Below are 23546 nucleotides of genomic sequence, written 5' to 3' on the forward strand. Positions count from 1 at the left end.
GTCCTACACGCCGATGGCGACTTTGCTGTAGGACTCGCGGTCGATATCGAGCAGTTCCACGCTCAACTGCACTTCGACACCGACCGGCCATTCGCACAGGTCCTGCAGCACCGCCAACAGGTTTTGCGAGAGTTGTTTCTTGATCTCCGGGGAACGACCGCTGAGCAGCGCCAGCCTCACCGCGACAAAGGCGCGCTCGTTCATGGCGGTGCCGACCTTGAAGGTTTCAACCTTGAGCGCACGGCTCTTGATATCGAATTCCGCCGCGAACTGACCGGAACCCACCAGCGTGTTATTGAGCCGGATCAACGCCACATCGGCGTTCAGTTGCGGCAGGTTGGCGGTGTATTCCAGGTGCAGGTGTGGCATCTCGGTGCTCCAGTGGTTCGGCGGAAAGGTCGTACATATAACACAGCAACGCCTGACTCACGCCAGCGACGACATCACCGGACGCTCACTCATGAACTGCTCCAGCCGCGAACGCAACCAGCGCTCGGCCGGGTCGCTGTCGACGTGGCTGAGCCAGACCATCGACAGGTCGAGGGTCGGGGTCTTGAACGGAAACGGCTCCTTGAACAAGAACCCGGAAGCGGCCATGGCGTCGGCGGTGTAGTCCGGCAGGCTGGCGATCAGATCGGTGCCGGCCAGCAGCGCCGGCAACGAACTGTACTGCGGCACCGACAACACCACCTGACGGGTACGACCGATGTCCGCCAGCCATTCATCGGCGTAGCCACTGACATTGGCAGTGTGGGAAACCAGCACGTGGGGTCGTGCGCAATATTCATCGAGGGTCAGCGGCGTGTCGGACTTGTCGGCACGCAGGATGCTCGGTTGGATGTGTCGCAATAGCTTGCGCTTGGCATTGGCCGGCAAGCCGCGGGTCTGGCTGATGCCGACGGTGATGTCGCCCGCCGCCAGAAGATCGGGAATCCGCCAGTAATCGACGTGTTGCACCACGAATACCACGCTCGGTGCTTCCTGGCGCAAGGCGCGCAACAGCGGCGGTAAAAGACCGAATTCGACGTCATCCGACAGACCGATACGAAAGGTCATGGTGCTGACGGCGGGATCGAAATCCCGGGTCAGGCTGAGCGCCACCGACAGCGAGTCGAGCGCGGGTTTCAGGTGGCGATAAATGTCTTCGGCGCGGGCGGTCGGCTCCATGCGATGGCCGACGCGGATGAACAACGGATCGTTAAGCATGGTGCGCAGTCGGTTGAGCGCCGAGCTGATGGTCGGCTGGCCGAGAAACAGCTTCTCGGCGGCCCGGGTCACGTTGCGTTCGAGCATCAAGGTCTCGAACACCACCATCAGGTTGATGTCGGCCTTGCGTAGTTCATTGCGGTTCATCCATTGCCCCCCCGATCCCCAGATTGCGGCAGTGTAGAAAGGCCGCGGGGGCGGCGTCCATCGAAACGACGTGTCATTGCACCGTCAACGTCTTCAGCCCCAGGCCCATGATCCGCGAATCGTCGTTGATACCCAACTGTCGGGGGCTGACGGCATCCGGCAAGTGCAATTCGATATCGAGCCGGTCATCGTTCCCGAGGCGCTGGCTGAGCGCGGCGCTGATCGGGATTTCCAGGCGATTGCCTTGAAACTGCATCAAGCGGGTATCCAGTACCTGTTGGCCATTCAGGCTGACGATCAATCGCTGGCCGGGGTGCCCGGGCGAGATGAACGCCAGCGCGTCGATCACGATCGAACGCGCCGGCGGCTGCACCCGCAATTGGATTTTCGCCTGTCGCCCTTCTGTCCAAGTCCCCCAGTTTTCCGGCTTCGACCAGCCGCTGGCCAGTTGTCGATTGCGATAATTGAAGGTCAGTGTTTGCCCTGGACGAGTGAGGGGCGTGAGCAAAATCTGCCGCCCTTCATCGGGCACCTGCAGGCACTCACTGCAGCGCTTCCAGCCCGGCGCCAGCACCGCCACCCCGTCCACGCGCGTCAGCAGATCGGTTTCACTGTTGATACTCCGTGCGGCATCGACCAGAGCATCGTCGTCCAGCAGGTACAAAGAGTCAGCGTCGTATTGCCCCGAATCGAGCATCGCGCGTGCTTTCTGCTGTGCTTGCGCCAGCGCCGAAGTGCTCATGCGTCCCAGATACACCGCATCGGTTTTCATCCCGTGGGTCGCTGCGAAACCGGCGATCATCTGCCAGCGATCGCTCTGATTCTGCGGCATCAGGCTGCGCACATTGGCGTAACGCTCAGCAGCACTGGCCCAGAAGGGATCAGTCATCGGACTGGTCCAGTACGATGACGGGGTCAGCATTTTCCCCTGCCTGATGCCCATCCAGCCGCCGTGGGTGTCGGCCACCTGGATCAACAGCGCGACCGCAAGCAAACCGATGGCGATGCGTGGCCGGTAACCGCGTACCACCAGAAAAATCATGGTCAGGACGCAGGCATACAACACCGGCCAGAACATCCGACCCGAGGCGCGAAAAATACTGGCCAGGGCGATGATTCGATCGGGTAGCGGATACTCGAACGTCAACGAGCCTATGCCTATTCGGTTCGACAGCGCAAACAGCCATAAACCGAGCATGGCTACCAGCAGCCATGGACGAGCTCGCAATTCATCCTTCAAGAGTCGCCGGTTTCGCAGCCCGGCAAAAAAAGCCGGCGGCACCAGCAACAGAACACCCAGGCCGAAGTAGTTGAAACCTTCGTAATCCCCCTCCTCTTTCGGCAGACCGGGAAGGAGACGTGACCAGCCTGCCGGATCGGCGGGCGACAGCAGATTCATCCGGTACAAACCAAAACCACTGGCTGCCGCGCCATCGGCAATGCTGAAGTAACCGGCCTGCCAGCAGCACACACTCACCAAGGCGAAAAGCACACCGCCCTCGATCAGCCCTTGCCCCCGGGTCAATGACCGACTGAATGTCTTGCCCAGCAGGTCCGCCAGCCAGATCAGCGCAACCATGGCCAGCAGGTAGGCGTGCACCCAGGCCGTCACCGCCAGCAACGTGCCCCACGCCAGGCGACGACGTTGCAGATCCGTCAGCAACGCCAGGTACAGCGCCGCCAGAATCAGGAAATGCCCCGCCAGGGAAAGGTGCCCCACCAGGCGAAAAAACATCACCGGCGAGAACGCCAGCAACCCTGCGCCCAGGAGGCGAATCACGGGATGGGGCGTCATCAGCCCCAGCAGTTTCCAGCCAAACCAGGCTTGCAGGACACAACAGGTCAGCAGCCACAAACCAAAATACTGGAAGGTCTCCGGCAACCAGCCACTGAACGGCTTGAACAACAGCGCCAGCAGTGGGTTGGAGTCGGAAAAAATGATTGCGCTGCCCAGTTCCAGGCCGTAAGACGGATTGAGCCCGAGCGGAAATGTCCAGGGCGCATGCCGGAAAAACGCCCAGCCCAGATAATGCGTGGCCGGATCGCCCTGCTCCAGCCAGCCAATGTTTTGCGGGTTCAGCGCTTGCGGTCCGACCACCAGAAAAAACACCAGAACACCCAAGAACAATGGCAGCAGGGAAAGTGCCGGGTGCTCCCGTGAATCCGTCATCGATATGTCCAGAAGTTGTGCAGTACAAAGGTGAATGCCGGAATCGTCAGCGCCACGGCAACGATTCCGGCGAGATAGTGCAGCCCGGCCATCTGCGCCGCCCAGGCCACAAACATCGCCAACAGAAAGCCGCCCGCCGAAACCAGCATGAAACGCAGCAGGGTTTTGCCGTGCAGTCGGGCAGAAAAACTCCAGGTGGTGTTGATCACATAGGACACCACCGTCGCCACGATAAAGGCCACGCCGTTCGCCAGAGGCGGCTGGTGGCTGACGAAATTGATGAACAGCACCGCCACCAGCGCATGCAGCGCGGTGACGAACAGACCGGTCACGGCGAAACGCAGACCGCGCTGGATCAACGGGGACTTTTCGGCGGCCGTCACGGTTTGCGCGCCAGCACGAACACGCTCAAACCGGCGAGGCGATTCATGCCCATCAACGGCAGCTCGAGACTGCACAGGGTTTTCAGCAGCGTATTGACCAGCGGATGATGTTTTTTCAGCTGCGAACGCGGTGCCGAACCCCGAGCGCCGCCGGGTATCAGGCGCGACGCCAGCGCAATCGGGAACACCGCTCCGAAGTAATAAGCGCCCCGCTCTACCGCCAATCCGGCCTTACCCGCCAGAGCCTCGAATTGCCCCAGGGTATAGCGACGTTTGTGTTCGAGAAAATCATCATGCCCGCTCCACATGAACTGGAACGCCGGCACGGTCATCAAAAAACGGCCGCCGGACGGCACTTTGTCGACGTAGGACTTGAGCAGGCCGAGGTCGTCATCGACGTGTTCCAGCACATCCATCAGTAACACCAGATCAGCGTCCACGCTGTCGATCGAGCGACGGTAATGCACGGGTTTGCTGGCAGTGGTGGCGCTCGAGTCGGCCGGGTAACTGATGTCCACGCACCACGCTTCGCGCGCCGCCGTGTGGGTCAATAAATGGTGGGAAAAGAAGCCTGAACCGGCACCGACATCGAGGATTCGCTTGATCGGCGCTTCACCCAGCAAGCGCCGGGTCGCAGCCGCTTTGGAGCAGTAATACCAATGCTCGCCGATGCTGTCGCCGAGGATGTCGGTTTCCTTGAGGTCCATCGGTCAGTCCTTGGGATCGTAAACGCGGCGCACCAGAAAGACCGGTCGGCGCTTGGCTTCAATGTAAGTGCGCCCCAGGTATTCACCGAGTACGCCAATGCCGATCAGTTGCAGGCCACCGAGGAATGTCACGGCCACCATCAGCGACGCATAACCCGGCAGATCGACACCGTACAGTAGCGTGCGCACCACGATGAACATGGCAAAGGCGAACGACACCAGCGACACCATCGCTCCCAGATATGTCCAGATCCGCAGCGGTTCGGTGCTGAAACTGGTGATGCCTTCCAGCGCAAAATTCCACAGTCGCCAGCCATTGAACTTGGTCTGCCCCGCCGCCCGCTCCGGGCGCTCGTATTCGACTTGCGTGGTGCGGAAACCGACCCAGGCGAACAGGCCCTTCATGAAACGCCGCGATTCCGGCAAGGTCAGCAATGCATCGACCACACAGCGATCCATCAAGCGAAAATCGCCGACATTCTCCGGCAACGGCTGATCGGCAATCCGGTTGTGCAGGCGATAGAACCAGTTGGCGGAGGTCTGCTTGGCCCAAGTGTCGTTGCGCCGGCTGAGACGATGCCCCAGCACCACTTCGAAGCCTTCTCGCCAACGCTCGATCATCTGCAAGATCACCTCGGGAGGGTCCTGCAGATCGACATCGATCGGCACCACGATCTGCCCGGTGACGATCTGCAAACCGGCGGACAGCGCCGCTTCCTTGCCGAAATTGCGGCTCAGATCAACGATGCGGATGCGTGAATCGCTCTGCTGGCAGTTCAGGAGACGCTCCAGCGTCGTATCGGAACTGCCGTCGTTGACGAACACCAGTTCCAGGTTGATTAGCGCCTCTTGCTCGAATACGTGACGAATGCGCAGGAGGAAGCCGTCGAGGCTGTCCTCTTCGTTGAACACGGGAACCACCAGCGACAACTTCACCGGGCCCGCGTGCTGCGTTCCATTCGAGTGGGTCAATGTACTGCTCTTTTTTTATAGTGATTGTCGGTCGCCGAACGCTGTTCGACGCCATGAGCCGCACCGTATTAAGCAGCAGCCCGAAATGTCATGCAAGGGTGAAACGACGGCGTTCCGGCCAATCCGGAGGGCGATCCCTGCGCTCTGGCCCGCGCCTTCCAGAAACATTCACGAACGATTGGAAACAAATCCCCGATAGCCAAAAAAACGCGCTCCGCTAGGCTTGCGTCGAGGCGTCACACAGGTTGTCGCACATAAATCGCATGGAGCGAACTGAATGTATTTCGAGATTTACAGGCAATCCAAGGGCACCCCGAGCACCGGCAAGGGCCAATGGCGCTGGCGGCTACGGGCAGGCAACCACGAGACGGTCGCCAGTGGCGAATCGTATGTGAACAAGGCGGATTGTCTGCATGTGATCGAGTTGATCAAGGGTGTGCAGGGAGAGACCCCGGTCAAGGAGATCTGAGGACTGTCCAAGTCGCCGGAGCTGCCTGTGTTGGCAGCTTCGGCGACTTCTGAAGTTGCTTCAGAATCTCTCAGGAATGTTCCGGAACGGATAATCCGACTCCTTGTATCCCCCCGGTTTCTGCCGCTTGGGCAAAGTCACCTTCTCTCGCGGCACTTCTTTGTAGGGAATGCGACTGAGCAGGTCAGAGATGATATTGAGCCGCGCCCGACGCTTGTCGTTCGAGTTGGCCACCAGCCACGGTGCGTAATCGGTGTCGGTCGCTTCGATCATGTCGTCCCGTGCCCGGGAGTAGTCATACCAGCGGCTGTAGGACTTGAGGTCCATCGGCGACAGTTTCCAGATCTTGCGTCCGTCGACAATGCGCGCCTCCAGGCGCCGGGTCTGTTCTTCCTGGCTGACATTCAGCCAGTACTTGAGCAGGATCACCCCCGAACCGACAACTGCGCGCTCCACCAGCGGCACGGTCTTGAGAAACTTGTCGACCTGTTTGTCCGTGCAAAAGCCCATAACCCGTTCGACGCCGGCGCGGTTGTACCAACTGCGGTCGAAGATCACCACTTCGCCGGCCGCCGGCAAATGTGGCAGATAACGCTGCATATACATCTGGCTCTTCTCTCGATCGGTCGGGGCCGGCAACGCGATGACGCGAAAGACCCGCGGGCTGACTCGTTCGGTGAGCGCCTTGATGGTGCCGCCCTTGCCTGCACCGTCACGCCCTTCGAAAATGATGCAGATCTTGATGCCTTCGGCCTTGACCCATTCCTGCATTTTTACCAGTTCGACATGCAGGCGGCGCAGTTCCGCAAGGTAGTCCTTATTCGACAGTTTTGTATGTTCGTCAGTTTTTTCTCGGGGCGAGTCTTTCTTCTTTCCCTTTGCCATGACCAGACCTCTCGGGTTGGAACGACAGCCAGGCTCGTTGGCAATGCATGACCTGGAACCGGAAAGTTTAGTCATTTATCGCAAAACGCAAGCAAACGTGCAGTAAGTCACAGACAACGTGCTTATTTCGAAAAAGCCTGTGCAGTTTTTGACGGAACGCCAATCGCCAACCATCCTCCTTCACGGCGCAGCGTCCGATGTTGGCCGTGGATGTCTCGCTGGATGCAAACCTGCCATTTGGATGTGGGGAAGAGGTCATGCACAGTTCGCTCTTGCGTGCCGCGTCGCTCCTGCTCGCCTTGAGCGCTGCACCGCTCTTGTTGCAGGCCGCCGATGCGCCTGCGGCCCCGGCGGCTGCCAGCGCTGCGACCAAAGATGCCGTGTTTACCACGGAGCAGCTCGACCAGATGCTCGCGTCGATTGCGCTGTATCCCGATCCACTGCTCGCTCAAGTGCTGATGGCCACCACCTATCCGGGAGAAGTCGCCGAAGCCGTGACCTGGTCCAAGGCGCATCCGGAAGCCAAGGGCGATGACGCGGTCAAGCAAGTGGCCAGTCAGACGTGGGACCCGAGCGTGCAGGCGTTGGTGGCGTTTCCGCAGGTTTTGGCGACACTGGGGCAGGATCCGGTCTGGGTGCAACGTCTGGGGGATGCCTTTCTGGCTCAGCCTGACGAACTCATGGCCGGCGTTCAGCGTTTGCGACGTCAGGCCCAGGCGGCGGGCAATCTGCAGAGCAATCAATATCAGAATGTGACCGTGCAGAACGTAACGCCGCCCATCTCTGCCGGGACAACCAAACCGGCCGACAACACGACCATCATCATTCAGCCTGCCGATCCGCAGGTGGTCTACGTCCCGACCTATAACCCGACGACCACTTACGGCACCTGGCCTTATCCGGCCTCGCCGCCGGTGTATTACCCGCCGCCGCCCGCTTACTACCCGGGTCAGGCACTGGTGGCAGGATTGGCTTTCGGTACGGGCGTGGCGGTCGTCGCGTCGTTGTGGGGCGACTGCGACTGGGGCAATAACGACATCGACATCGATGTGAACCGTTACAACAATATCAACGGCAATAACCGCATCACCAACAACCAGAACAAGTGGCAGCACAACACCGTGCATCGCGATGGCGTGCCCTATCGTGACAACCGCAGCCGCGCCCGGTATGGCCGGCAGCTGGACGGTGCGGCTCAGCGTGACGCCTATCGCGGCGACAACGCGCAGCGGGCGCAGGCTCGGGAACGGGCGCGCAGTTCGATGGACAAAGCCGGTTTTGAACGCCCCGCCACCAGCAATCGGGAAGCCCGCAATCAAGTCCGCGAAGCGCAATCTGCCAATGCCGGCAACCGGATGCAGGGCGGTGCGGACAGACCCAGAGCCGCCGACCGCGCTCAAGCCAACACGCGGGAGGCGCGCCAGCCGGGCGTTAATCAACGTGACAACCGTGCGTCCCAGGCCCGACCTGCAGCGGGTAGTGCGCGGAACAACGCTTTCGCTGGCGCGCGCTCCCCGTCGCAGACCCGCGTCCAGGCTGATCGCGGCCGGGCCAGCCAGATTTCTGCGCAACGTCCCAACACCTCCCGCGCCGCCGGACATCAGATCAGCCGGCCGTCCGGCGGAGGCATGCGCCAGAGAGGAGGTGGCCGCCGATGAACATTCATTCTCTGGTCAGGAGCTGCCTGACCCTCGCTGCCGGCCTCGCATTCTCGACCTTCGTCTCGGCCCAGCAAGTATTTCCAACCCCGGAAAAAGCCGCTGACGCCTTCGTCGAAGCCCTCGGTACGCAACACGCCGACCAAAAACGCCTGACCGAACTGCTGGGCGAGGAATGGCACAGCTTCATTCCCCGTGAAGGCGTGCAGCGCAGCGATGTCGATGCCTTCCTGCAGCAATACCGCGAACAGCACACGCTGGAAAAGACCGGCGACAGCAAGGCCGTGCTCTCCGTCGGGCCCGATCACTGGACGCTGCCCATCCCGCTCATCAAAGACAAAACCGGCTGGCGCTTCGACATGAACGCCGCAAAGGCCGAAATCCGCGCCCGCCGCATCGGCCGTAACGAACTGGCGGCGGTGCAATCGGCGCTGGCCTATCACGACGCGCAAATGGACTACGCCTCGGAAGACCGCGACGGCGACGGCGCCCTCGAATACGCACAGAAAATCTTCAGCTCCCCCGGCAAACACGACGGCCTCTATTGGCCAGAAGACGACACCAACCAGATCAGCCCCCTCGGCCCCGCCTTCGGCCAGGCCATCAACGATGAAGACTGGCACGGCTACCACTTCCGCATCCTCGACGCCCAAGGCCCGTCCGCCCCGGGCGGCGCTTACAGCTATCTGATTGGAGACAAAATGAGTCGCGGGTTCGCCTTGATCGCGTGGCCAGCGAAGTATGCCGACACCGGGGTGATGAGCTTCATGATCAGCCATGAGGGCCAGGTGTTTCAGAAGGATCTCGGGCCGGATGGGGAGAAGGTGGCGAAAGCGATGAAGCGGTTTGATCCGGATGATAGTTGGGAGGTGGTGGATTTGGGGCAGAAGTAGTAGCTGTCTCGAATTGCGTTGGATCGGAAATGAAAAAGCCCCGTAGATTTTCATCTACGGGGCTTTTGTTTATTCGCCCGAGTCGGGCGCAGGTTTCAAGATAGTCTGTGACGGCTTCTTCAAATACCTTGCGGAGTTCGTTGATCGACTCACCGTGAAAACCGACGACATCTTTTATTCCTTCGATATGACCAACAAAAAGACCGTCCTCGTCGCTGTACCCAATGCGGGCGGTGAAGCCGTTGTAGCTCATCACGGTCATCGGGTATTTCCTTGTCGTTCTCGGGCTTGAGCATCACGCCGACAAGAATAATCAGGTGACTCAAAACGAGCTTGTAGGCAGAATCCGCGAGTTGCGTGTGAATGGGCTGTAGCTGTGCATAACGGCCGGCTGCTGCCTTGTTGGCCTTTCTTTCGGCGGGATATTCTCAAGACGTCGCTGCCTATTCAGCGGCCGGGCTTGGAAACCCGACGAGTCACGCAACAGCGCCCCTGACAAATGCTGGCGAATTCTTACGCCCGTAAATTTGCTTTATGGCGGCTGTGCGTGGGACGCCCTCGGGCGTGCCGGTCTCCTTGACTCCCGGTTTCCAACCTGCGCACAGCTGCCACCCATTCGCTTGGAAACGAAAGTGGCAGCTCCTCACAGTCAAGGAGTTACACATGCATGATGCACCTGAAGAAAAAACCGCTGGGGCTACGCCCTTCCTCTATTGCTCCGATATTCCGTTGTTTCATGTCAGCGCCGGAGTGCCTGTCAGCCAGGCGTTGGCTCAAGCTTCTGACTTGCTGGCCCTTGCCAAAGCACTTGCAGAGGATGCTGCGTTCATTAGAGAAACCGACCGATATGCCTGGGCTGCGCATTTCTTGACGGAGATGGGTAAGGCGGTTGTTGATGATGTGGTGAGGGCGCTTTCGCCGAGGCCCGCCAAAACACTGAACACATAAAAATAACGATTACGTCACGGCCCATTTTCGAGCAAAAACGAAAAAGCCCCGCTGCTGTTTAGACACGGAGCTTTTTCGATGCATACAGAGGAAAACGGAATCGAATCCAAGCTCCTCGAACGAAAATAAATACGTCCCCATTTCTGACTACCCGCCTCACTGACGCTCTCAGCACGATGGATTTACTTTCAAATCTGTTGGAATAATCATAGGCATCTGCGGTTTTATGGGAGAAACTTTCGCAACGGAACTACACATAGCAGCAAGCTGCTGCATGGATAAATGCGCATATTCGAGAGCGTCGCGGCACGAACTAACATCTTCAATCACATTCCGCAAACGAGCAAAATTCATTTCAGGATCATCAAAGTAGTCACCTGTCACACGATCTCTTTTCAGATCTGCCGGTTTCGGCGGCAGTGGAAGTTTAATTGCTGGCAATTCTTGTCCACCACGCAACTGAATGATCCGTGTCGAGGCCATGAGTGTTCGCCCTGCGTTTGCTAACGGTGCTACATGAACCACCAAGTCTCTATATGCCCCAAGCTCAAAAAGCCATTGACCAGCTTTTGCGGACTCATACATCTCTTTTCCCGCGCTATCTTTTGGTGGCTTCGCTTTCCACATTTTCAAAAGACCGCTTAATGTAGAAATCTTATTCAAAGCCGGATCTTCAACCCTAACAATCGCTTCTACATAAAACTCTGACAGATAGTCTCTAAGGACACATGCATCCACAAGAAACGATTGCAGCGCTAAATAACAGAGCGAAGTATATCCATCAAGAAACCTTTCGCCTTCCTTAAAAGAACTGGTTTGAAGCCTTCCAAATAGTTGATCACAGTAAGCTTCTGACAATTGTCGAAGGCGCCACTCACATGCTCGAATTTGATGAGACACCCGGGAGGCAATGTCGCATAGCAAACCACGCTTCTGAACGAAAGCTGAATTCGCTATAAAGGACCACTCATGCCCTTGCTCTGCACATAACCACCGCGAACCTGAGATAATATTTCTGGAGCGCCACTCGGGTGGACTGTAACCCTTAGCTTCATGCTCACTCTGAAAGAAGTCACAACCGACGATACTTAACCCCAAACCTTCAGCATCGGAGTATAACGTCCTAAAGTCCTTTATCTTTATGACCGCTTGTTTCCCAAGAACTGTGTTAGGCCTAAGTGTTGCTTTAGGATCCATCCCATTAAGAATCCGCCCACCCCCATGCAGATGTAACTCACGCAAAACTTGACACCATTCCAAAACAACACTCCTTAATTAATAATAGGAACGCCTTTCAAACGATACACCCCAACCTAATCACTTCACCTCTAAAACACAAACAAATATGCTTTTCCTATTATTCATATGCCGTCGCACCCAACACCGCCGTAGTAGTACAACATCACAGCATTAAGAAACACTCAAACATGGCTATCCCCTCCTGACTATCCTAAGCAGCTATCGATCACAAAATTTACGAACGCCGAGCAGCAAATCAGCATGAAACGCGCATCGGCTTTCGTTGGCGTAGCATCATCCCTCATCAGCGAGTGGCGAATTCCGTTCCCGTCACTTGTATAACCGTAAAGTTTCAAGAAAGCCTGTTTTACGGTAGGTTCAAGATGATGTTTGCTTTCTAAGACTTTCAAGGCTTCACCAAGTGTCGCCTTCTGATCCCCGGTTATATGCCGCGCGAGAGATTCTACGGCGCTTATGCTTTCCTTGATCGAGTTCCGATAATCAGGAGCATCTCTATTGGTAAGCAGCCCTAGGGCAGTTTGAATATGCTGCTTCACACCAGCATAAGGCTGCGAACTTAAGATAGCATTCTCAATCTCTACCAGTTCGTCGCTAGATGTAATAGGAGCTATCTTCCCCTCAAGAAATCTATACCCTGAACTATGATTCTCTAATACAGAGTTGGTGAACCTGATGAAGGCATCGCGCCATTTTCGGGATCCTCTTTGAGGTTCAGGTCCATTTTCGGCCATGTATTCTAAAAAATCATAGACTTTATTCCACGGGAGTTTCTCAAAACGCGCACGAATCGTTCAATTAACTGAAACCAGTATTCAGGAAGCCTATCGATGCTGATGTCATGGTGGAATGCGTAAAGCTTGGCGAAATCTCCGAAATTCGAATAACGCAACTTACCCGAATTATAGCCGTCTTGGTAATGCTCCCAGAACGAGAGCGTGAGCACATTCCAAAGCGCCCCGCGCAACCTATCGTCTATGTCATCTACTTGAATCGCTCGTGTCGTAGGCTCCAACCCCATGCGCTGTGAAAAACTCATTGGCACCTCCACCATCGTCTTTCACCAGTAGTAACGACCACCGCAACCAAATAGCCATGACAGATCACGAGGCCTTGGCTTGCACATATCATTCATTTTTTCAGCGCAAACAAAAAAGCCCCGCAGCTTCTCAGCTACGGGGCTTTTTCTATGTATGGCGGAGAGATAGGGATTCGAACCCTAGGTACCGGTGAAGGTACAACGGATTTCGAATCCGTCCCATTCGGCCACTCTGGCATCTCTCCAACGGCGCGCATCATAACAACACTTTTACCGAAAGCAAACCCTCTTTCGAAAATTTCTCCGTGCTATCAGATGCTTGCGTCGATTAAAGCGGTACGCCCAGACGGTTGGCGACTTCTTCGTAGGCTTCGATGACGTCACCGAGGCCCTGGCGGAAGCGGTCCTTGTCCATCTTCTTCTTGGTGTCCTTGTCCCACAGACGGCAGCCGTCCGGGCTGAACTCGTCGCCCAGGACGATGGAGCCGTCGCTGAACACGCCGAATTCAAGTTTGAAGTCCACCAGCAGCAGGCCGGCGTCGTCGAACAGTTTGCTCAGGACTTCGTTGACCTTGAGCGACAGTTCTTTCATGCGCGCCAGTTGCTCGGCGGTGCCCCAGCCGAATGCCACGACGTGGGATTCGTTGATGAACGGGTCGCCCTTGGCGTCGTCCTTCAGGAACAGTTCGAAGGTGTACGGGTTGAGCTTCATGCCCTCCTCGACGCCCAGACGCTTGACCAGGCTGCCGGCGGCGTAGTTACGCACGACGCACTCGACCGGGATCATGTCGAGTTTTTTCACCAGCACTTCGTTGTCGGCCAGCAGCTTGTCGAACTGGGTCGGAATGCCGGCCGCTTCGAGTTTCTGCATGATGAAGGCGTTGAACTTGTTGTTCACCATGCCTTTGCGGTCGAGCTGCTCGATGCGCTTGCCGTCGAACGCCGAAGTGTCGTTGCGAAACAGCAGGATCAAGCGGTCAGCGTCGTCGGTCTTGTAAACCGATTTGGCTTTGCCGCGGTAGAGTTCTTCACGTTTTTCCATGATGGGCTCCGCTTGCTAAGTAGATGGGCTAGGCGATGTGGCGCCAGTCGAGCCCTGAATCTTGATCGGCCAGTTGCAGCCAGTCCGGGTCGCACCCGAGGGTGTCGACAAAACATTGCCGGGCCAGCTGCGGCAGGTTGTTCTTGCTGCTCAGATGGGCCAGGACCAGGTGTTGCAGGCCTTGCCAGCCCAACTCCGCCACCAGGAATGCCGCCTGATGGTTGTTCAAATGTCCCAGCTCGCCGCCCACCCGCTGCTTGAGAAAGTACGGGTAATGACCACGGGCCAGCATGTCGCGACAATGGTTGGACTCGATCATCAACGCATCGAGGTCCCGATAACCGTCCAGCACCCGCTCGCAGTAAGAGCCCAGGTCAGTCAGCAGGCCGAAGCGCCGCTCACCGTCACTGAATACGTACTGGGTCGGTTCCTGCGCATCATGGGCCACGGCAATGACCCCGATGTTCAGAGCACCGATCTGCAGTTGCTCGCCACCGGTCACGAAACCGGCAGGTTCAATCGGTTTGCGCATCCCGCGCAGTGTGCCGCGACTGAGGTAGACAGGCAGATTGTAGCGCCGAGACAGCAAACCCACGCCATGCACGTGGTCGGCATGTTCGTGGGTTACGAGTATCGCGCTCAGTTGCGCCGGGTTCACACCCAGGCGCAACAGGCGTTTTTCGGTTTCCCGCAGGGAAAAACCACAATCCACCAGCACATACGTATCAGCACTGGCGATCAGCGTGCCGTTCCCTTGGCTACCGCTGCCGAGAACGGCAAAACGCATTGGATCAGCCCAGGTTGTCCTGAATCACGCTCAACACTTTGCGAGCCACATCGGCCGGCGCAACGGTGTTGATGTTTTTCTCGACGGTCACCTGAACGTTCTCGCCGACCTTGCTCAGGCGAACCTGATAACGCTCGGCGCGAGCTTCAACTTCTTCCTTGGTCGGCGCGCTGCCGAACAGGCTGCTGAAGAAACCAGGCTTCTCGTCTTTCTTCTCGGCCTTTTCGGACAAGTTGATGTAGTAGAGACCCAGGCTGCGGTTGATGTCTTCAACGCGCCATTCGCCCTGTTCCAGCGCACGACCGACGCTCGACCAGGCACGATCCAGGTCCGTACCGACGTTCAGTACCGGGTTGCCGCTGCCGTCTTCACTCAGGCTGACACGGCTCGGGGTATCGAAATCACGCGAAGCCAGCATCGACACCGAACCACCCTTCTCGGAGGTACGGCTCATGCTTGCGAGCATGTCGTCGACCAGTGCAGCGTCCAGGCCAGTGTTGACCGAACGGTTGGTGAAATCGACATTGGCGGTGCTGCCGGCAGGACGCTCGGCGCTGACCACATATACTTCACTGGTGTTGCGCTGCACGCCTGGCTCGATGCGCACCCGCACGCGGGTTTCGCTGTCGGTGCTGACGCCGGCGGCGCTCAGGCGCTTGGCCATGGCGGCGGACAGTTCGTCGGAATGCTGCCAGGTAGTGGTGAATTCACCGGTTTGCGGGCGCTGTTCATCCAGACGGAAACCGTTGTCCTGGAAGTACTGCACCGCCACTGGCCAGACTTCGGCCGGTGGGTGCTGGGCCATGACCCAACGCGAATCACCGCTCTTCTGCAGCGAGTAGTCGCTGGCGTCGGCAACGGTCGACAGCGGTTGAGGGCGCGGAACGATGTATTCACCCTTGGCGGTGTCGTCGGCCACGTTGCGCGGGATCGGCAGCAGCGGATCCAGGCGCTTGGAGGTGCTGACATCCGGTGGCAGTTGCATCGGTGCAGTCTGTTGCGCTTCCAGGTAATCGCTACCACGGTCACGGAAATAACCTTCCGGGCCCCAGACCCATCCGCAGCCACTGGTGCTGGAGATAATCAAGGCAAGTGCGGAAAGTCCGGCCATTCGCTTCATGCGTTGTACTTCCTCAATTAAACCAGGACGCTGCACTGGCGCAGGGCCGAGCGCAACGTTTCATGACAAGGTGTGCTCAGCCAGGTCAGCGGCAGGCGGATGCCTTCGTGCATCAGGCCCATTTCGACCAAAGCCCACTTCACCGGAATCGGGTTGGCTTCGATGAACAGGTCCTTGTGCAGCGGCATCAGTTTTTCGTTGATGGCCCGTGCGGTCTCGGCGTCGCCCTTGAGCGCGGCCTCGCACAGGTCGGCCATTTCGCGCGGGGCGACGTTGGCGGTGACGGAGATGTTGCCCTTGCCGCCCAGCAGAATCAGCTCGACTGCGGTCGGATCATCGCCGGACAGCACGATGAAGTCCTTGCTCACGCCGTCGATGATCGCCTTGGCGCGTTTCAGGTCGCCGGTCGCTTCCTTGATGCCGATGATGTTCGGCACGGTGGACAGGCGGATCACGGTCTCGGCCTGCATGTCGCAGGAGGTGCGGCCAGGAACGTTGTAGAGAATCTGCGGGATGTCGACCGCTTCGGCGATGTGCTTGAAGTGCTGGTACAGGCCTTCCTGGGTCGGCTTGTTGTAGTACGGGACTACCAGCAGGCAGGCATCGGCGCCGGCTTCCTTGGCATTGCGGGTCAGCTCGACAGCTTCGCGGGTCGAGTTGGCGCCGGTACCGGCGATCACCGGAATGCGACCGGCAACCTGTTTGACCACGGCTTTGATGACGGCGATGTGTTCTTCTACATCAAGGGTTGCCGACTCGCCGGTGGTGCCGACCGCGACAATGGCATGGGTGCCGTTCTTGAGATGGAAGTCCACGAGTTTGCTGAGGCTGTCCCAGTCAAGACGCCCTTGTGCATCCATGGGTGTGACCAGTGCCACCATACTGCCCGCAATCATGAAACCGCTCCTGCCGGAAAAAGAGAGCGGTAATGGTACTGGCGCCAAGATGCTTGCACAAGCGAAGTACTGTGCCGCCATTCCCCTTGGCGCCGCTTTTCGCTACCCTTCAGACTTTGATCGGTACTGATCAGCTTGTACGCCGGGTTCCAGTCTCCCGTTTCGGCCTCCCGGGCCCCGTTCCAGTGTCGTTGCCGTACGCTTCCTTGTTCATGGAGCCGTAACGCCACCCGAATCGGGCCTTCCGGACAGTCATTGCCCCGGCAATCAACGCCTCTCTCCCTACCGACCGCTCATCGCTTTAGGAATGCTGCATGTCCACCCCCACAGTTCGCGAACAATTCCTTGTCATCAGTGCCCTCGGCGCCAATCCCATGGAGCTGACCAACGTCCTGTGCCGCGCCAGCCATGAAAACCGCTGCGCGGTGGTCACCTCGCGCCTGACCCGCCACGGCGAGTGCAGCGCGCTGGTGCTCGAAGTCTCCGGCAGCTGGGACGCCCTGGCTCGCCTTGAAGGCAGCCTGCCGGTGCTGGCCAAGCGTCATGCGTTCACCGTCAACGTGGTGCGCAGCGCCGCCCTGGAAAACCGTCCGCAAGCCCTGCCGTACGTGGCTTACGTGTCTTCGGCGTACCGACCGGACATCATCAACGAGCTGTGCCAGTTCTTCATGGATCACAACGTCGAGCTGGAAAACCTGACGTGCGATACCTATCAGGCACCGCAGACCGGCGGCACCATGCTCAACGCCACGTTCACCGTGACCCTGCCCGCCGGCACCCAGATCAGCTGGCTGCGCGACCAGTTCCTGGATTTCGCCGACGCCATGAACCTGGATGCACTGATCGAACCGTGGCGCCCACAGAACCCAATGTAAGGAAGCTTTCATGGCCGTTGTCATCGACCAACCGGTTACGGATTTCGAAGCACCTGCCACCAGCGGGCAGACTGTCAGCCTGTCGGCCCTCAAGGGCAAGCAAGTGGTGATCTACTTCTACCCGAAGGACAGCACCCCGGGCTGCACGACCGAAGGCCAGGGGTTTCGCGATCAATACGCAGCATTCAAGGCTGCCAACACGGAAATCTTCGGGATTTCCCGCGACAGCCTGAAGTCCCACGAGAACTTCAAGTGCAAGCAGGAGTTTCCGTTCGAGCTGATCAGCGACAAGGACGAAGCCGTCTGCCAGCTGTTCGACGTGATCAAGCTGAAAAAACTCTACGGCAAGGAATACCTGGGCGTTGATCGCAGCACCTTCCTGATCGACAAGAACGGTGTACTGCGTCAGGAATGGCGCGGCGTGAAGGTGCCAGGACATGTCGATGCAGTGCTGGCTGCTGCTCAGGCGCTGAACAAGGCCTGATGTTGTCGGCGCCCTTCCGGGCGCCGATTCATTCTCAAAGCAGCGGCGCCACCACCGGCTCCTTGCGCGGCCAGGCATCAAGCACAGCCTTGAACAGCGTTGCCAGCGGAATCGCGAAGAACACTCCCCAGAATCCCCACAACCCGCCGAACAACAGCACCGCGCAGATGATTGCCACCGGGTGCAGGTTGACCGCTTCGGAAAACAGCAACGGCACCAGCACGTTGCCGTCCAGGGTCTGAATGATGCCGTAGACCGCCATCAGATAGATGAACTGATCACTCCAGCCCCACTGGAACAGCGCAATCAGCAGCACCGGTACGGTCACCACCACCGCCCCGACATACGGCACCACCACCGATACGCCGACCAACAGGGCCAGCAGCGCCGCGTAGTTGAGACCCAGTGCGACGAAAGCGATATAGGTCACGCCGCCACAGATCACGATTTCGATGACCTTGCCGCGAATGTAGTTGGCGATCTGCCGGTTCATTTCCTCGGCGACCCGGGTGATCAGCGCCCGCTCACGCGGCAAATAGCCGCGCACCCACTCGCCGATCATTGCCCGATCCTTGAGGAAGAAGAACACCAGGATTGGCACCAGCACCAGGTAGATCATGATGTTCACCAGCAGCGGCAGGCTCGACAACGAGAACGTCAGCGCCCACTGGCCGAACTTTCCGATCTCGCCTCGCGCCGCTTCGATCGCTTGCAACACCTGCTCGTCGGAGACCAGATGCGGATAGCGCTCCGGCAGCAACAGCAGCAGCGATTGCCACTTGGCGAGCATGCCCGGCAGCTCGTTGAACAGGGTGATCAACTGATGCCAGAGCAACGGCAGCACCACGACGATGAACACCATCAGCACACCCATGAACAGCGCAAACACCAGACCGACCGCCGCGCCGCCGGGCACACGTAAGCGTTCGAGCGTAACCACCAGCCCCTGCATCAGGTACGCCAGCACCATTCCGGCCAGCACCGGCGCGAGCATTCCGCCCAGCGTCAGTACAGCGGTGAAGGCGAGAAACAGCAAAACCGCCAGCACCACCGCTTCCTCATCGGAGAAGTAGCGCTGAATCCAGTCGCGCAACACTTTGAACATCAATATTCCTTAGGTCATTTACGCGATCGGTTTCAGGCTTTTTTCAGCCAGTAACGGTAGACACCCGCCTCGTCTTCTTCACGCAGCAGCGTATGACCGGCCAACTTGGCAAAGGTGCGAAAGTCGCGCTGCGAGCCGGCATCCGTGGCAATCACCTTGAGTACCGCGCCACTGGGCAGCTTGTTCAGCTCCATCTTGGCCTTGAGCAACGGCAACGGACAATTCAGGCCACTGGCGTCCAGTTCACAGTCATGGGCTACAGCGTCGGTCATGCGTCACTCCGGATCAGGTGGTCAGGCTGCCTAGAATATCTGGTCGCAGGCCCGGTGTCCGGCTACAGTAAGGTCTTTGTCGACTAAGGCTTTGTGCATGACATTTCTGCGCCCTACCCTGCTGACGCTCGCTTGCCTGCTCGCCTCACCGGGCTTCGCCGACGACCTGCCGTCACTCGGTGACGCCAGCTCTGCCATCGTCTCGCCACAACAGGAATATCAACTGGGTCGCGCCTGGCTGGCCTTGCTGCGCAGCCAGGTTTCGCAGCTCAACGATCCACAGCTCAAGGACTACGTTGAGTCCAGCGTCTATAAGCTGGTGGAAACCAGCCAGGTCAATGACCGACGCCTGGAATTCATCCTGATCAACAGCCCGCAGCTCAACGCCTTTGCGGCGCCGGGCGGGATTGTCGGGGTCAACGGCGGTTTGTTCCTCAATGCGCAGACCGAGGGCGAATATGCCTCGGTACTGGCTCACGAACTGGCTCACTTGTCCCAACGCCACTTCGCCCGAGGCGTCGAGGCTTCGCAGCGGATGCAGGTGCCGATGATGGCGGCGCTGCTGGCCGGCATCGTGATCGCTGCGGCAGGCGCAGGCGATGCCGGCATTGCAGCGATTGCCGGCACTCAGGCGGCGGCGATCCAGGAGCAACGGCGCTTCTCGCGCCAGAACGAGCAGGAAGCCGACCGCATCGGCATCCTCAATCTGGAGAAGGCAGGCTACGATCCGCGCTCGATGCCGACCATGTTCGAGCGTTTGATGCGCCAGTATCGTTTCGACGCCAAGCCACCGGAATTCCTGCTGACTCACCCGGTCACCGAATCGCGGATCGCCGACACCCGTAACCGCGCCGAACAGGCTAAACCCGGCGGCATCGAAGACAGCAAGCGCTACCAACTGATCCGCGCGCGGGTGCAGTTGACCTACGAAGAAACACCGGGCCTTGGTGCCAAGCGCTTCCGCGCGCAACTGGATGAGAACCCTAAAAACGACGTGGCTCGCTATGGTCTGGCGATCGCCCAGATCAAGGGCGGTCAGTTGAACGAAGCACGGGAGAATCTCAAGCAACTGCTGGAGAAATCGCCGAACGAGATCATCTACAACCTGGCGCAGGTCGATCTGGACATCACCAACAATAAGTTGGCCGATGCCCAGTCACGGGTCGACCGGATGCTCAGTCAGTACCCCGGCAATTACCCGCTGAATCAGGTGCGCGTCGATCTGCTGCTGAAACAGAACCGAACCGCCGATGCGGAGAAGGCGCTGGAAGGTTTGTTGAAATCGCGTCCGGACGATCCGGACGTCTGGTATCAGGTTGCAGAAACACGCGGACTGTCCGGCAACATCATTGGCCTGCATCAGGCCCGTGCCGAATATTTCGCGCTGGTCGGCGATTACCGCCAGGCCATCCAGCAACTGGACTTCGCCAAGCGCAAGGCAGGCAGCAACTTCCCGCTGTCCTCACGCATCGATGCCCGCCAGCGCGAACTGATGGAGCAGGAGCGCATGGTCAAGGACATGATGGGTTAAGCCCGCGCCGCGACAAATTCCGGACACAAAAAAACCGCCTCTTTCGAGGCGGTTTTTTTTACTTCTTTGATAACTGGATCATTCAGCCAGTTTGAAGGTGATGAAGCTGGCACGGCCCTGACGCAGAACGCGCATCGACACCGAACGGTTCTTCGGCAGCGCCTTGGCGATCTCGGCAAACTCCTTCGAAGAACCAATTGCCTGGTTGTTCAAGTGCGTGATGATGTCGCCCGGTTGCAGACCGATCAGGGCCGCAGGACCGTCCTGCACTTCCTTGATCACCACACCGCCCTTCAGGTCGTAGGTTTTCTTCTGCTCGGCGCTCAGCTCGGCAACCGATACACCCAGACGATTGCTGTTGGTCTCGGCACCGGATTTCGGCAGGGCATCCAGTTCCTTGTCTTCATCCGGAATGGCGCCGACAGTCAGCTCGACATTCTTGCGCTTGCCGTCGCGAATCACTTCGAGATTGGCTTTGGCGCCAGCCTTCAAAGCACCCACCAGATGTGGCAGGTCAGCGGACATGACGATCGGTTGACCGTTCATGCTCAGGATCACGTCACCCACTTGCAGGCCGCCCTTGGCAGCCGGGCCATCATCCTGAATCTGTGCAACCAGCGCACCGGCCGGTTTATCCAGACCGAACGACTCGGCCAGATCCTTGTTCACTTCCTGGATGACGACGCCCAACCAGCCACGGCTGACTTTGCCGCCGCTTTTCAGCTGATTTGAAACGTCCATGGCCACGTCGATCGGAATGGCGAACGACACGCCCATGAAGCCACCGGAACGGGTATAGATCTGCGAGTTGATCCCAACCACTTCACCGTTCAGGTTGAACAGTGGGCCACCGGAGTTACCCGGGTTGATCGGCACGTCGGTCTGGATGAATGGCACGTAGTTTTCGTTCGGCAGACTGCGGCCGACGGCACTGACGATGCCTTGGGTCACGGTGTGGTCAAAGCCGAATGGCGAACCGATTGCGACCACCCATTGACCGGCTTTCAGGTCTTGGGATTTGCCGAGTTTCAGCACTGGCAGATCCTTGCCTTCGATTTTCAGCAGCGCCACGTCGGAGCGTGGGTCGGTGCCGATCAACTTGGCCTTCATTTCACTGCGATCAGCCAGACGAACGAGAATTTCATCGGCATCGGCGATCACGTGGTTGTTGGTCAGGATGTAGCCATCTGGCGAAATGATGAAGCCCGAACCCAACGATTGCGCTTCGCGCTGACGATCACCACGCGGAGAACGCTGTTGCGGCGGCATGCCCCGCTCGAAGAACTCGCGCAGCATCGGTGGCAAGCCTTCCAGGTCAGGCATTTGCTGGTTCACTTTGCGATCCGGCAGCTTTTGCGTGGTACTGATGTTCACCACCGCAGGCGAGGCCTGTTCGACCAGTTGGGTGAAATCAGGCAGGTTGGCCGGACTGGCCGCTTCAGCCGCCTGGACTGCAGGAACAGCCTGACCGAGCACCAGCACAGTGGCGAAAATGGAGAGATAAGACTTCAAGCTTGGTATCGACATACAGCTCCCGTTACGACGAGCAGGGTTAAGCGATATGGAGCAAGGAACACCGGAAACCACAGGCCGGCATTTTTGTTCCGGGAACAACAAACAAGGCCAGAGCCGAGAGGCTCTGACCTATAAAAAATTTTCGGGTGTTTTGCAAATGAAAATGCTCAGCAAACATTTCACGTCTCGACGACGAAGTGGAGATAGCTGGAATCAGCTCACTGCTTGCTGGTTGCAGCGCCATCATTGCGCATCGACAGGGCAATCCGTTCGGCGGTCCCGATTGGAATCTCGCCAACCACCGTCACCATCATTTCGCCTTGAGGCGTTGTCAGACGGCGGGATACGGCAACGGTCGGGCCCAGTTGAGTCCGGGTATCGGTGACGGTTGCGCCGTTCAGCGGCTCGAGAAAGACGGAGAAGCGGGCAAGACCATCGTCATACATCAGGCTGTTGACCTGGGTCTTGGTTTCCGGATCCTTGTGCGAGGAACTGCTGGTGAGTTCAAAGCCAGGAGGCAGCCAGTCGGAACGCCAGACCTGTGCGGTCTTGACCGCAGACGCCTTGTCGCTGTCGAGCGTGACTGTCTTGCAATCGGAGTTGGCTTGCAGGTCTTTATCGGATGGGACTTCAGAGGTATCCAGCCGCGTAAACTGGAATCTCTCAAGCAACTGCCCCTTGTCGTTCAACAGCAGCGACTTGAGCGGCAGGCCTGTTTCCTTGTCCAGATGCAGTTCGAAACCGTAGCGGTGCTGATCTCGTGGCGTCAGCGATACGATCACCGCTTCACGCCCGGCCACGCGCGACTTGCCAATGACGGCAAGCTCATACCAGTTCTTCAGCTTTTGAGGATCGAGAGGGCGAGCGGCGGAACTGGGAGAATCCCCAAGCCCCGCAATCAGAGTGCCGCTGACGCATTGAGTATGTCCATCAATGCGCACGACTTCCTGAGCCGAACCGTCGAGCTGAAGCAAACGCTCTCGGACCTGGCCATTCTGGACGCGATGCCAGATGTTGTGGGTAGAAAAGCTACCGTTACGCTCGTAAACGAATGTGCCGTGAAAGCTTTGCTGCTGCTCGGCCTGGCCCAGGCGGGTCAACCAATCCTGAGCCTCGTCGGCGTGGGCTGGAACAATGAACCAGCCGCTGAGCAGAAGCGAAAGTAGAGGTATGGCGCGCATGATC

At 58.4% G+C, this 23546-nt stretch carries 23 protein-coding genes, 1 tRNA gene and 2 pseudogenes; 7 read left to right on the top strand and 19 right to left on the bottom strand.

Annotation, left to right across the window (positions count from 1 at the left end; translation table 11 throughout):
* Nucleotides 1-3: 3 nt before the first annotated feature.
* The 6 genes from CAF74_RS18210 to CAF74_RS18235 form a co-directional block, all read right to left on the bottom strand.
* Nucleotides 4-369 carry a 5-carboxymethyl-2-hydroxymuconate Delta-isomerase gene (locus CAF74_RS18210; RefSeq protein WP_085683117.1) on the bottom strand — a complete coding sequence of 122 codons (366 nt, stop codon included), beginning with the start codon at nucleotides 367-369 and terminating at the stop codon, nucleotides 4-6.
* Between the two features lie 57 nt (nucleotides 370-426).
* Entirely contained in the window at nucleotides 427-1353 is a 927-nt protein-coding gene (locus CAF74_RS18215) for a LysR substrate-binding domain-containing protein (protein ID WP_045121852.1), read from the bottom strand.
* 73 nt (nucleotides 1354-1426) lie between these two features.
* The gene (locus CAF74_RS18220) at nucleotides 1427-3523 is read right to left on the bottom strand and encodes a DUF6311 domain-containing protein (RefSeq protein ID WP_085747211.1); all 2097 of its coding nucleotides are present in this window, start codon (nucleotides 3521-3523) and stop codon (nucleotides 1427-1429) included.
* Nucleotides 3520-3906, bottom strand: coding sequence for a GtrA family protein (locus CAF74_RS18225; RefSeq protein ID WP_085747212.1), 387 nt, complete (start codon nucleotides 3904-3906; stop codon nucleotides 3520-3522). Before CAF74_RS18225 ends, CAF74_RS18220 begins: the two co-directional genes overlap by 4 nt.
* The gene (locus tag CAF74_RS18230; protein ID WP_085747213.1) at nucleotides 3903-4613 is read right to left on the bottom strand and encodes a bifunctional 2-polyprenyl-6-hydroxyphenol methylase/3-demethylubiquinol 3-O-methyltransferase UbiG; all 711 of its coding nucleotides are present in this window, start codon (nucleotides 4611-4613) and stop codon (nucleotides 3903-3905) included. Before CAF74_RS18230 ends, CAF74_RS18225 begins: the two co-directional genes overlap by 4 nt.
* A 3-nt stretch (nucleotides 4614-4616) precedes the next feature.
* Nucleotides 4617-5585, bottom strand: a complete 969-nt coding sequence (locus CAF74_RS18235) for a glycosyltransferase family 2 protein (RefSeq protein WP_085747214.1) — start codon at nucleotides 5583-5585, stop codon at nucleotides 4617-4619.
* 277 nt (nucleotides 5586-5862) lie between these two features.
* Here CAF74_RS18235 and CAF74_RS18240 point away from each other — a divergent pair, with 277 nt between their 5' ends.
* Nucleotides 5863-6054, top strand: a complete 192-nt coding sequence (locus CAF74_RS18240; protein ID WP_007958030.1) for a DUF1508 domain-containing protein — start codon at nucleotides 5863-5865, stop codon at nucleotides 6052-6054.
* Nucleotides 6055-6114: 60 nt separating this feature from the next.
* Here the strand turns inward: CAF74_RS18240 and ppk2 are convergent, their stop codons facing one another.
* Nucleotides 6115-6939, bottom strand: a complete 825-nt coding sequence (ppk2, locus tag CAF74_RS18245; protein ID WP_085747215.1) for a polyphosphate kinase 2 — start codon at nucleotides 6937-6939, stop codon at nucleotides 6115-6117.
* 257 nt (nucleotides 6940-7196) lie between these two features.
* On the opposite strand from ppk2, the gene CAF74_RS18250 reads away from it, so the two are divergent.
* Nucleotides 7197-8597, top strand: a complete 1401-nt coding sequence (locus CAF74_RS18250; protein WP_085747216.1) for a DUF3300 domain-containing protein — start codon at nucleotides 7197-7199, stop codon at nucleotides 8595-8597.
* Nucleotides 8594-9490 carry a DUF2950 domain-containing protein gene (locus CAF74_RS18255; RefSeq protein ID WP_085747217.1) on the top strand — a complete coding sequence of 299 codons (897 nt, stop codon included), beginning with the start codon at nucleotides 8594-8596 and terminating at the stop codon, nucleotides 9488-9490. Before CAF74_RS18250 ends, CAF74_RS18255 begins: the two co-directional genes overlap by 4 nt.
* Nucleotides 9491-9563: 73 nt before the next feature.
* Here CAF74_RS18255 and CAF74_RS29430 read toward each other — a convergent pair.
* A pseudogene (locus CAF74_RS29430) lies at nucleotides 9564-9752 on the bottom strand (type II toxin-antitoxin system HicB family antitoxin); the annotation flags it as partial.
* A gap of 401 nt (nucleotides 9753-10153) precedes the next feature.
* On the opposite strand from CAF74_RS29430, the gene CAF74_RS18265 reads away from it, so the two are divergent.
* On the top strand, nucleotides 10154-10438 hold the full coding sequence (locus CAF74_RS18265; protein ID WP_085747218.1) for a DUF3077 domain-containing protein: 285 nt from the start codon (nucleotides 10154-10156) through the stop codon (nucleotides 10436-10438).
* A gap of 168 nt (nucleotides 10439-10606) precedes the next feature.
* On the opposite strand, the gene CAF74_RS29025 is transcribed toward CAF74_RS18265, so the two are convergent.
* From CAF74_RS29025 to dapA, 7 genes and pseudogenes are all read right to left on the bottom strand, one after another.
* A complete protein-coding gene (locus tag CAF74_RS29025; protein WP_139832913.1) occupies nucleotides 10607-11635 on the bottom strand; it encodes a hypothetical protein in 1029 nt (342 codons plus the stop codon).
* A 248-nt stretch (nucleotides 11636-11883) separates the two neighbouring features.
* Nucleotides 11884-12749 (bottom strand): annotated as a pseudogene (locus tag CAF74_RS29030) (AbiJ-NTD4 domain-containing protein).
* Nucleotides 12750-12889: 140 nt separating this feature from the next.
* Nucleotides 12890-12979: transfer RNA gene (locus tag CAF74_RS18275), tRNA-Ser, on the bottom strand.
* Nucleotides 12980-13062: 83 nt separating this feature from the next.
* Nucleotides 13063-13776 (bottom strand): phosphoribosylaminoimidazolesuccinocarboxamide synthase, encoded by a 714-nt coding sequence (purC, locus tag CAF74_RS18280; RefSeq protein ID WP_007958019.1) that lies wholly within the window; start codon nucleotides 13774-13776, stop codon nucleotides 13063-13065.
* Between the two features lie 28 nt (nucleotides 13777-13804).
* Nucleotides 13805-14563 (bottom strand): MBL fold metallo-hydrolase, encoded by a 759-nt coding sequence (locus CAF74_RS18285; RefSeq protein WP_007958017.1) that lies wholly within the window; start codon nucleotides 14561-14563, stop codon nucleotides 13805-13807.
* A 4-nt stretch (nucleotides 14564-14567) separates the two neighbouring features.
* Entirely contained in the window at nucleotides 14568-15683 is a 1116-nt protein-coding gene (gene bamC, locus CAF74_RS18290; RefSeq protein WP_064383102.1) for an outer membrane protein assembly factor BamC, read from the bottom strand.
* A gap of 17 nt (nucleotides 15684-15700) precedes the next feature.
* Entirely contained in the window at nucleotides 15701-16579 is an 879-nt protein-coding gene (dapA, locus tag CAF74_RS18295) for a 4-hydroxy-tetrahydrodipicolinate synthase (RefSeq protein ID WP_085747220.1), read from the bottom strand.
* A 314-nt stretch (nucleotides 16580-16893) separates the two neighbouring features.
* Here dapA and CAF74_RS18305 point away from each other — a divergent pair, with 314 nt between their 5' ends.
* Both CAF74_RS18305 and CAF74_RS18310 read left to right on the top strand, forming a co-directional pair.
* Complete coding sequence (locus CAF74_RS18305; protein WP_007958014.1) at nucleotides 16894-17454, top strand: glycine cleavage system protein R; 561 nt, start codon at nucleotides 16894-16896, stop codon at nucleotides 17452-17454.
* Between the two features lie 10 nt (nucleotides 17455-17464).
* The gene (locus CAF74_RS18310; RefSeq protein WP_064594118.1) at nucleotides 17465-17938 is read left to right on the top strand and encodes a peroxiredoxin; all 474 of its coding nucleotides are present in this window, start codon (nucleotides 17465-17467) and stop codon (nucleotides 17936-17938) included.
* A gap of 34 nt (nucleotides 17939-17972) precedes the next feature.
* On the opposite strand, the gene CAF74_RS18315 is transcribed toward CAF74_RS18310, so the two are convergent.
* Nucleotides 17973-19043 carry an AI-2E family transporter gene (locus tag CAF74_RS18315; protein WP_007958012.1) on the bottom strand — a complete coding sequence of 357 codons (1071 nt, stop codon included), beginning with the start codon at nucleotides 19041-19043 and terminating at the stop codon, nucleotides 17973-17975.
* Nucleotides 19044-19075: 32 nt separating this feature from the next.
* Complete coding sequence (locus tag CAF74_RS18320) at nucleotides 19076-19315, bottom strand: sulfurtransferase TusA family protein (RefSeq protein WP_007958011.1); 240 nt, start codon at nucleotides 19313-19315, stop codon at nucleotides 19076-19078.
* Nucleotides 19316-19412: 97 nt separating this feature from the next.
* On the opposite strand from CAF74_RS18320, the gene CAF74_RS18325 reads away from it, so the two are divergent.
* Nucleotides 19413-20846 (top strand): M48 family metalloprotease, encoded by a 1434-nt coding sequence (locus CAF74_RS18325; protein WP_011332906.1) that lies wholly within the window; start codon nucleotides 19413-19415, stop codon nucleotides 20844-20846.
* Nucleotides 20847-20924: 78 nt separating this feature from the next.
* Here CAF74_RS18325 and CAF74_RS18330 read toward each other — a convergent pair whose 3' ends face one another.
* Nucleotides 20925-22373, bottom strand: coding sequence for a DegQ family serine endoprotease (locus CAF74_RS18330; protein ID WP_085747221.1), 1449 nt, complete (start codon nucleotides 22371-22373; stop codon nucleotides 20925-20927).
* Nucleotides 22374-22579: 206 nt separating this feature from the next.
* Nucleotides 22580-23542: a MucB/RseB C-terminal domain-containing protein gene (locus CAF74_RS18335; RefSeq protein ID WP_085747222.1), complete on the bottom strand. Its 963-nt coding sequence runs from the start codon at nucleotides 23540-23542 to the stop codon at nucleotides 22580-22582.
* Between the last annotated feature and the right edge of the window lie 4 nt (nucleotides 23543-23546).

Origin of the sequence: Pseudomonas sp. R45(2017) (assembly GCF_002112305.1) — a bacterium.
In the GTDB taxonomy this organism is placed as follows: Bacteria; Pseudomonadota; Gammaproteobacteria; order Pseudomonadales; family Pseudomonadaceae; genus Aquipseudomonas; species Aquipseudomonas paraglycinae.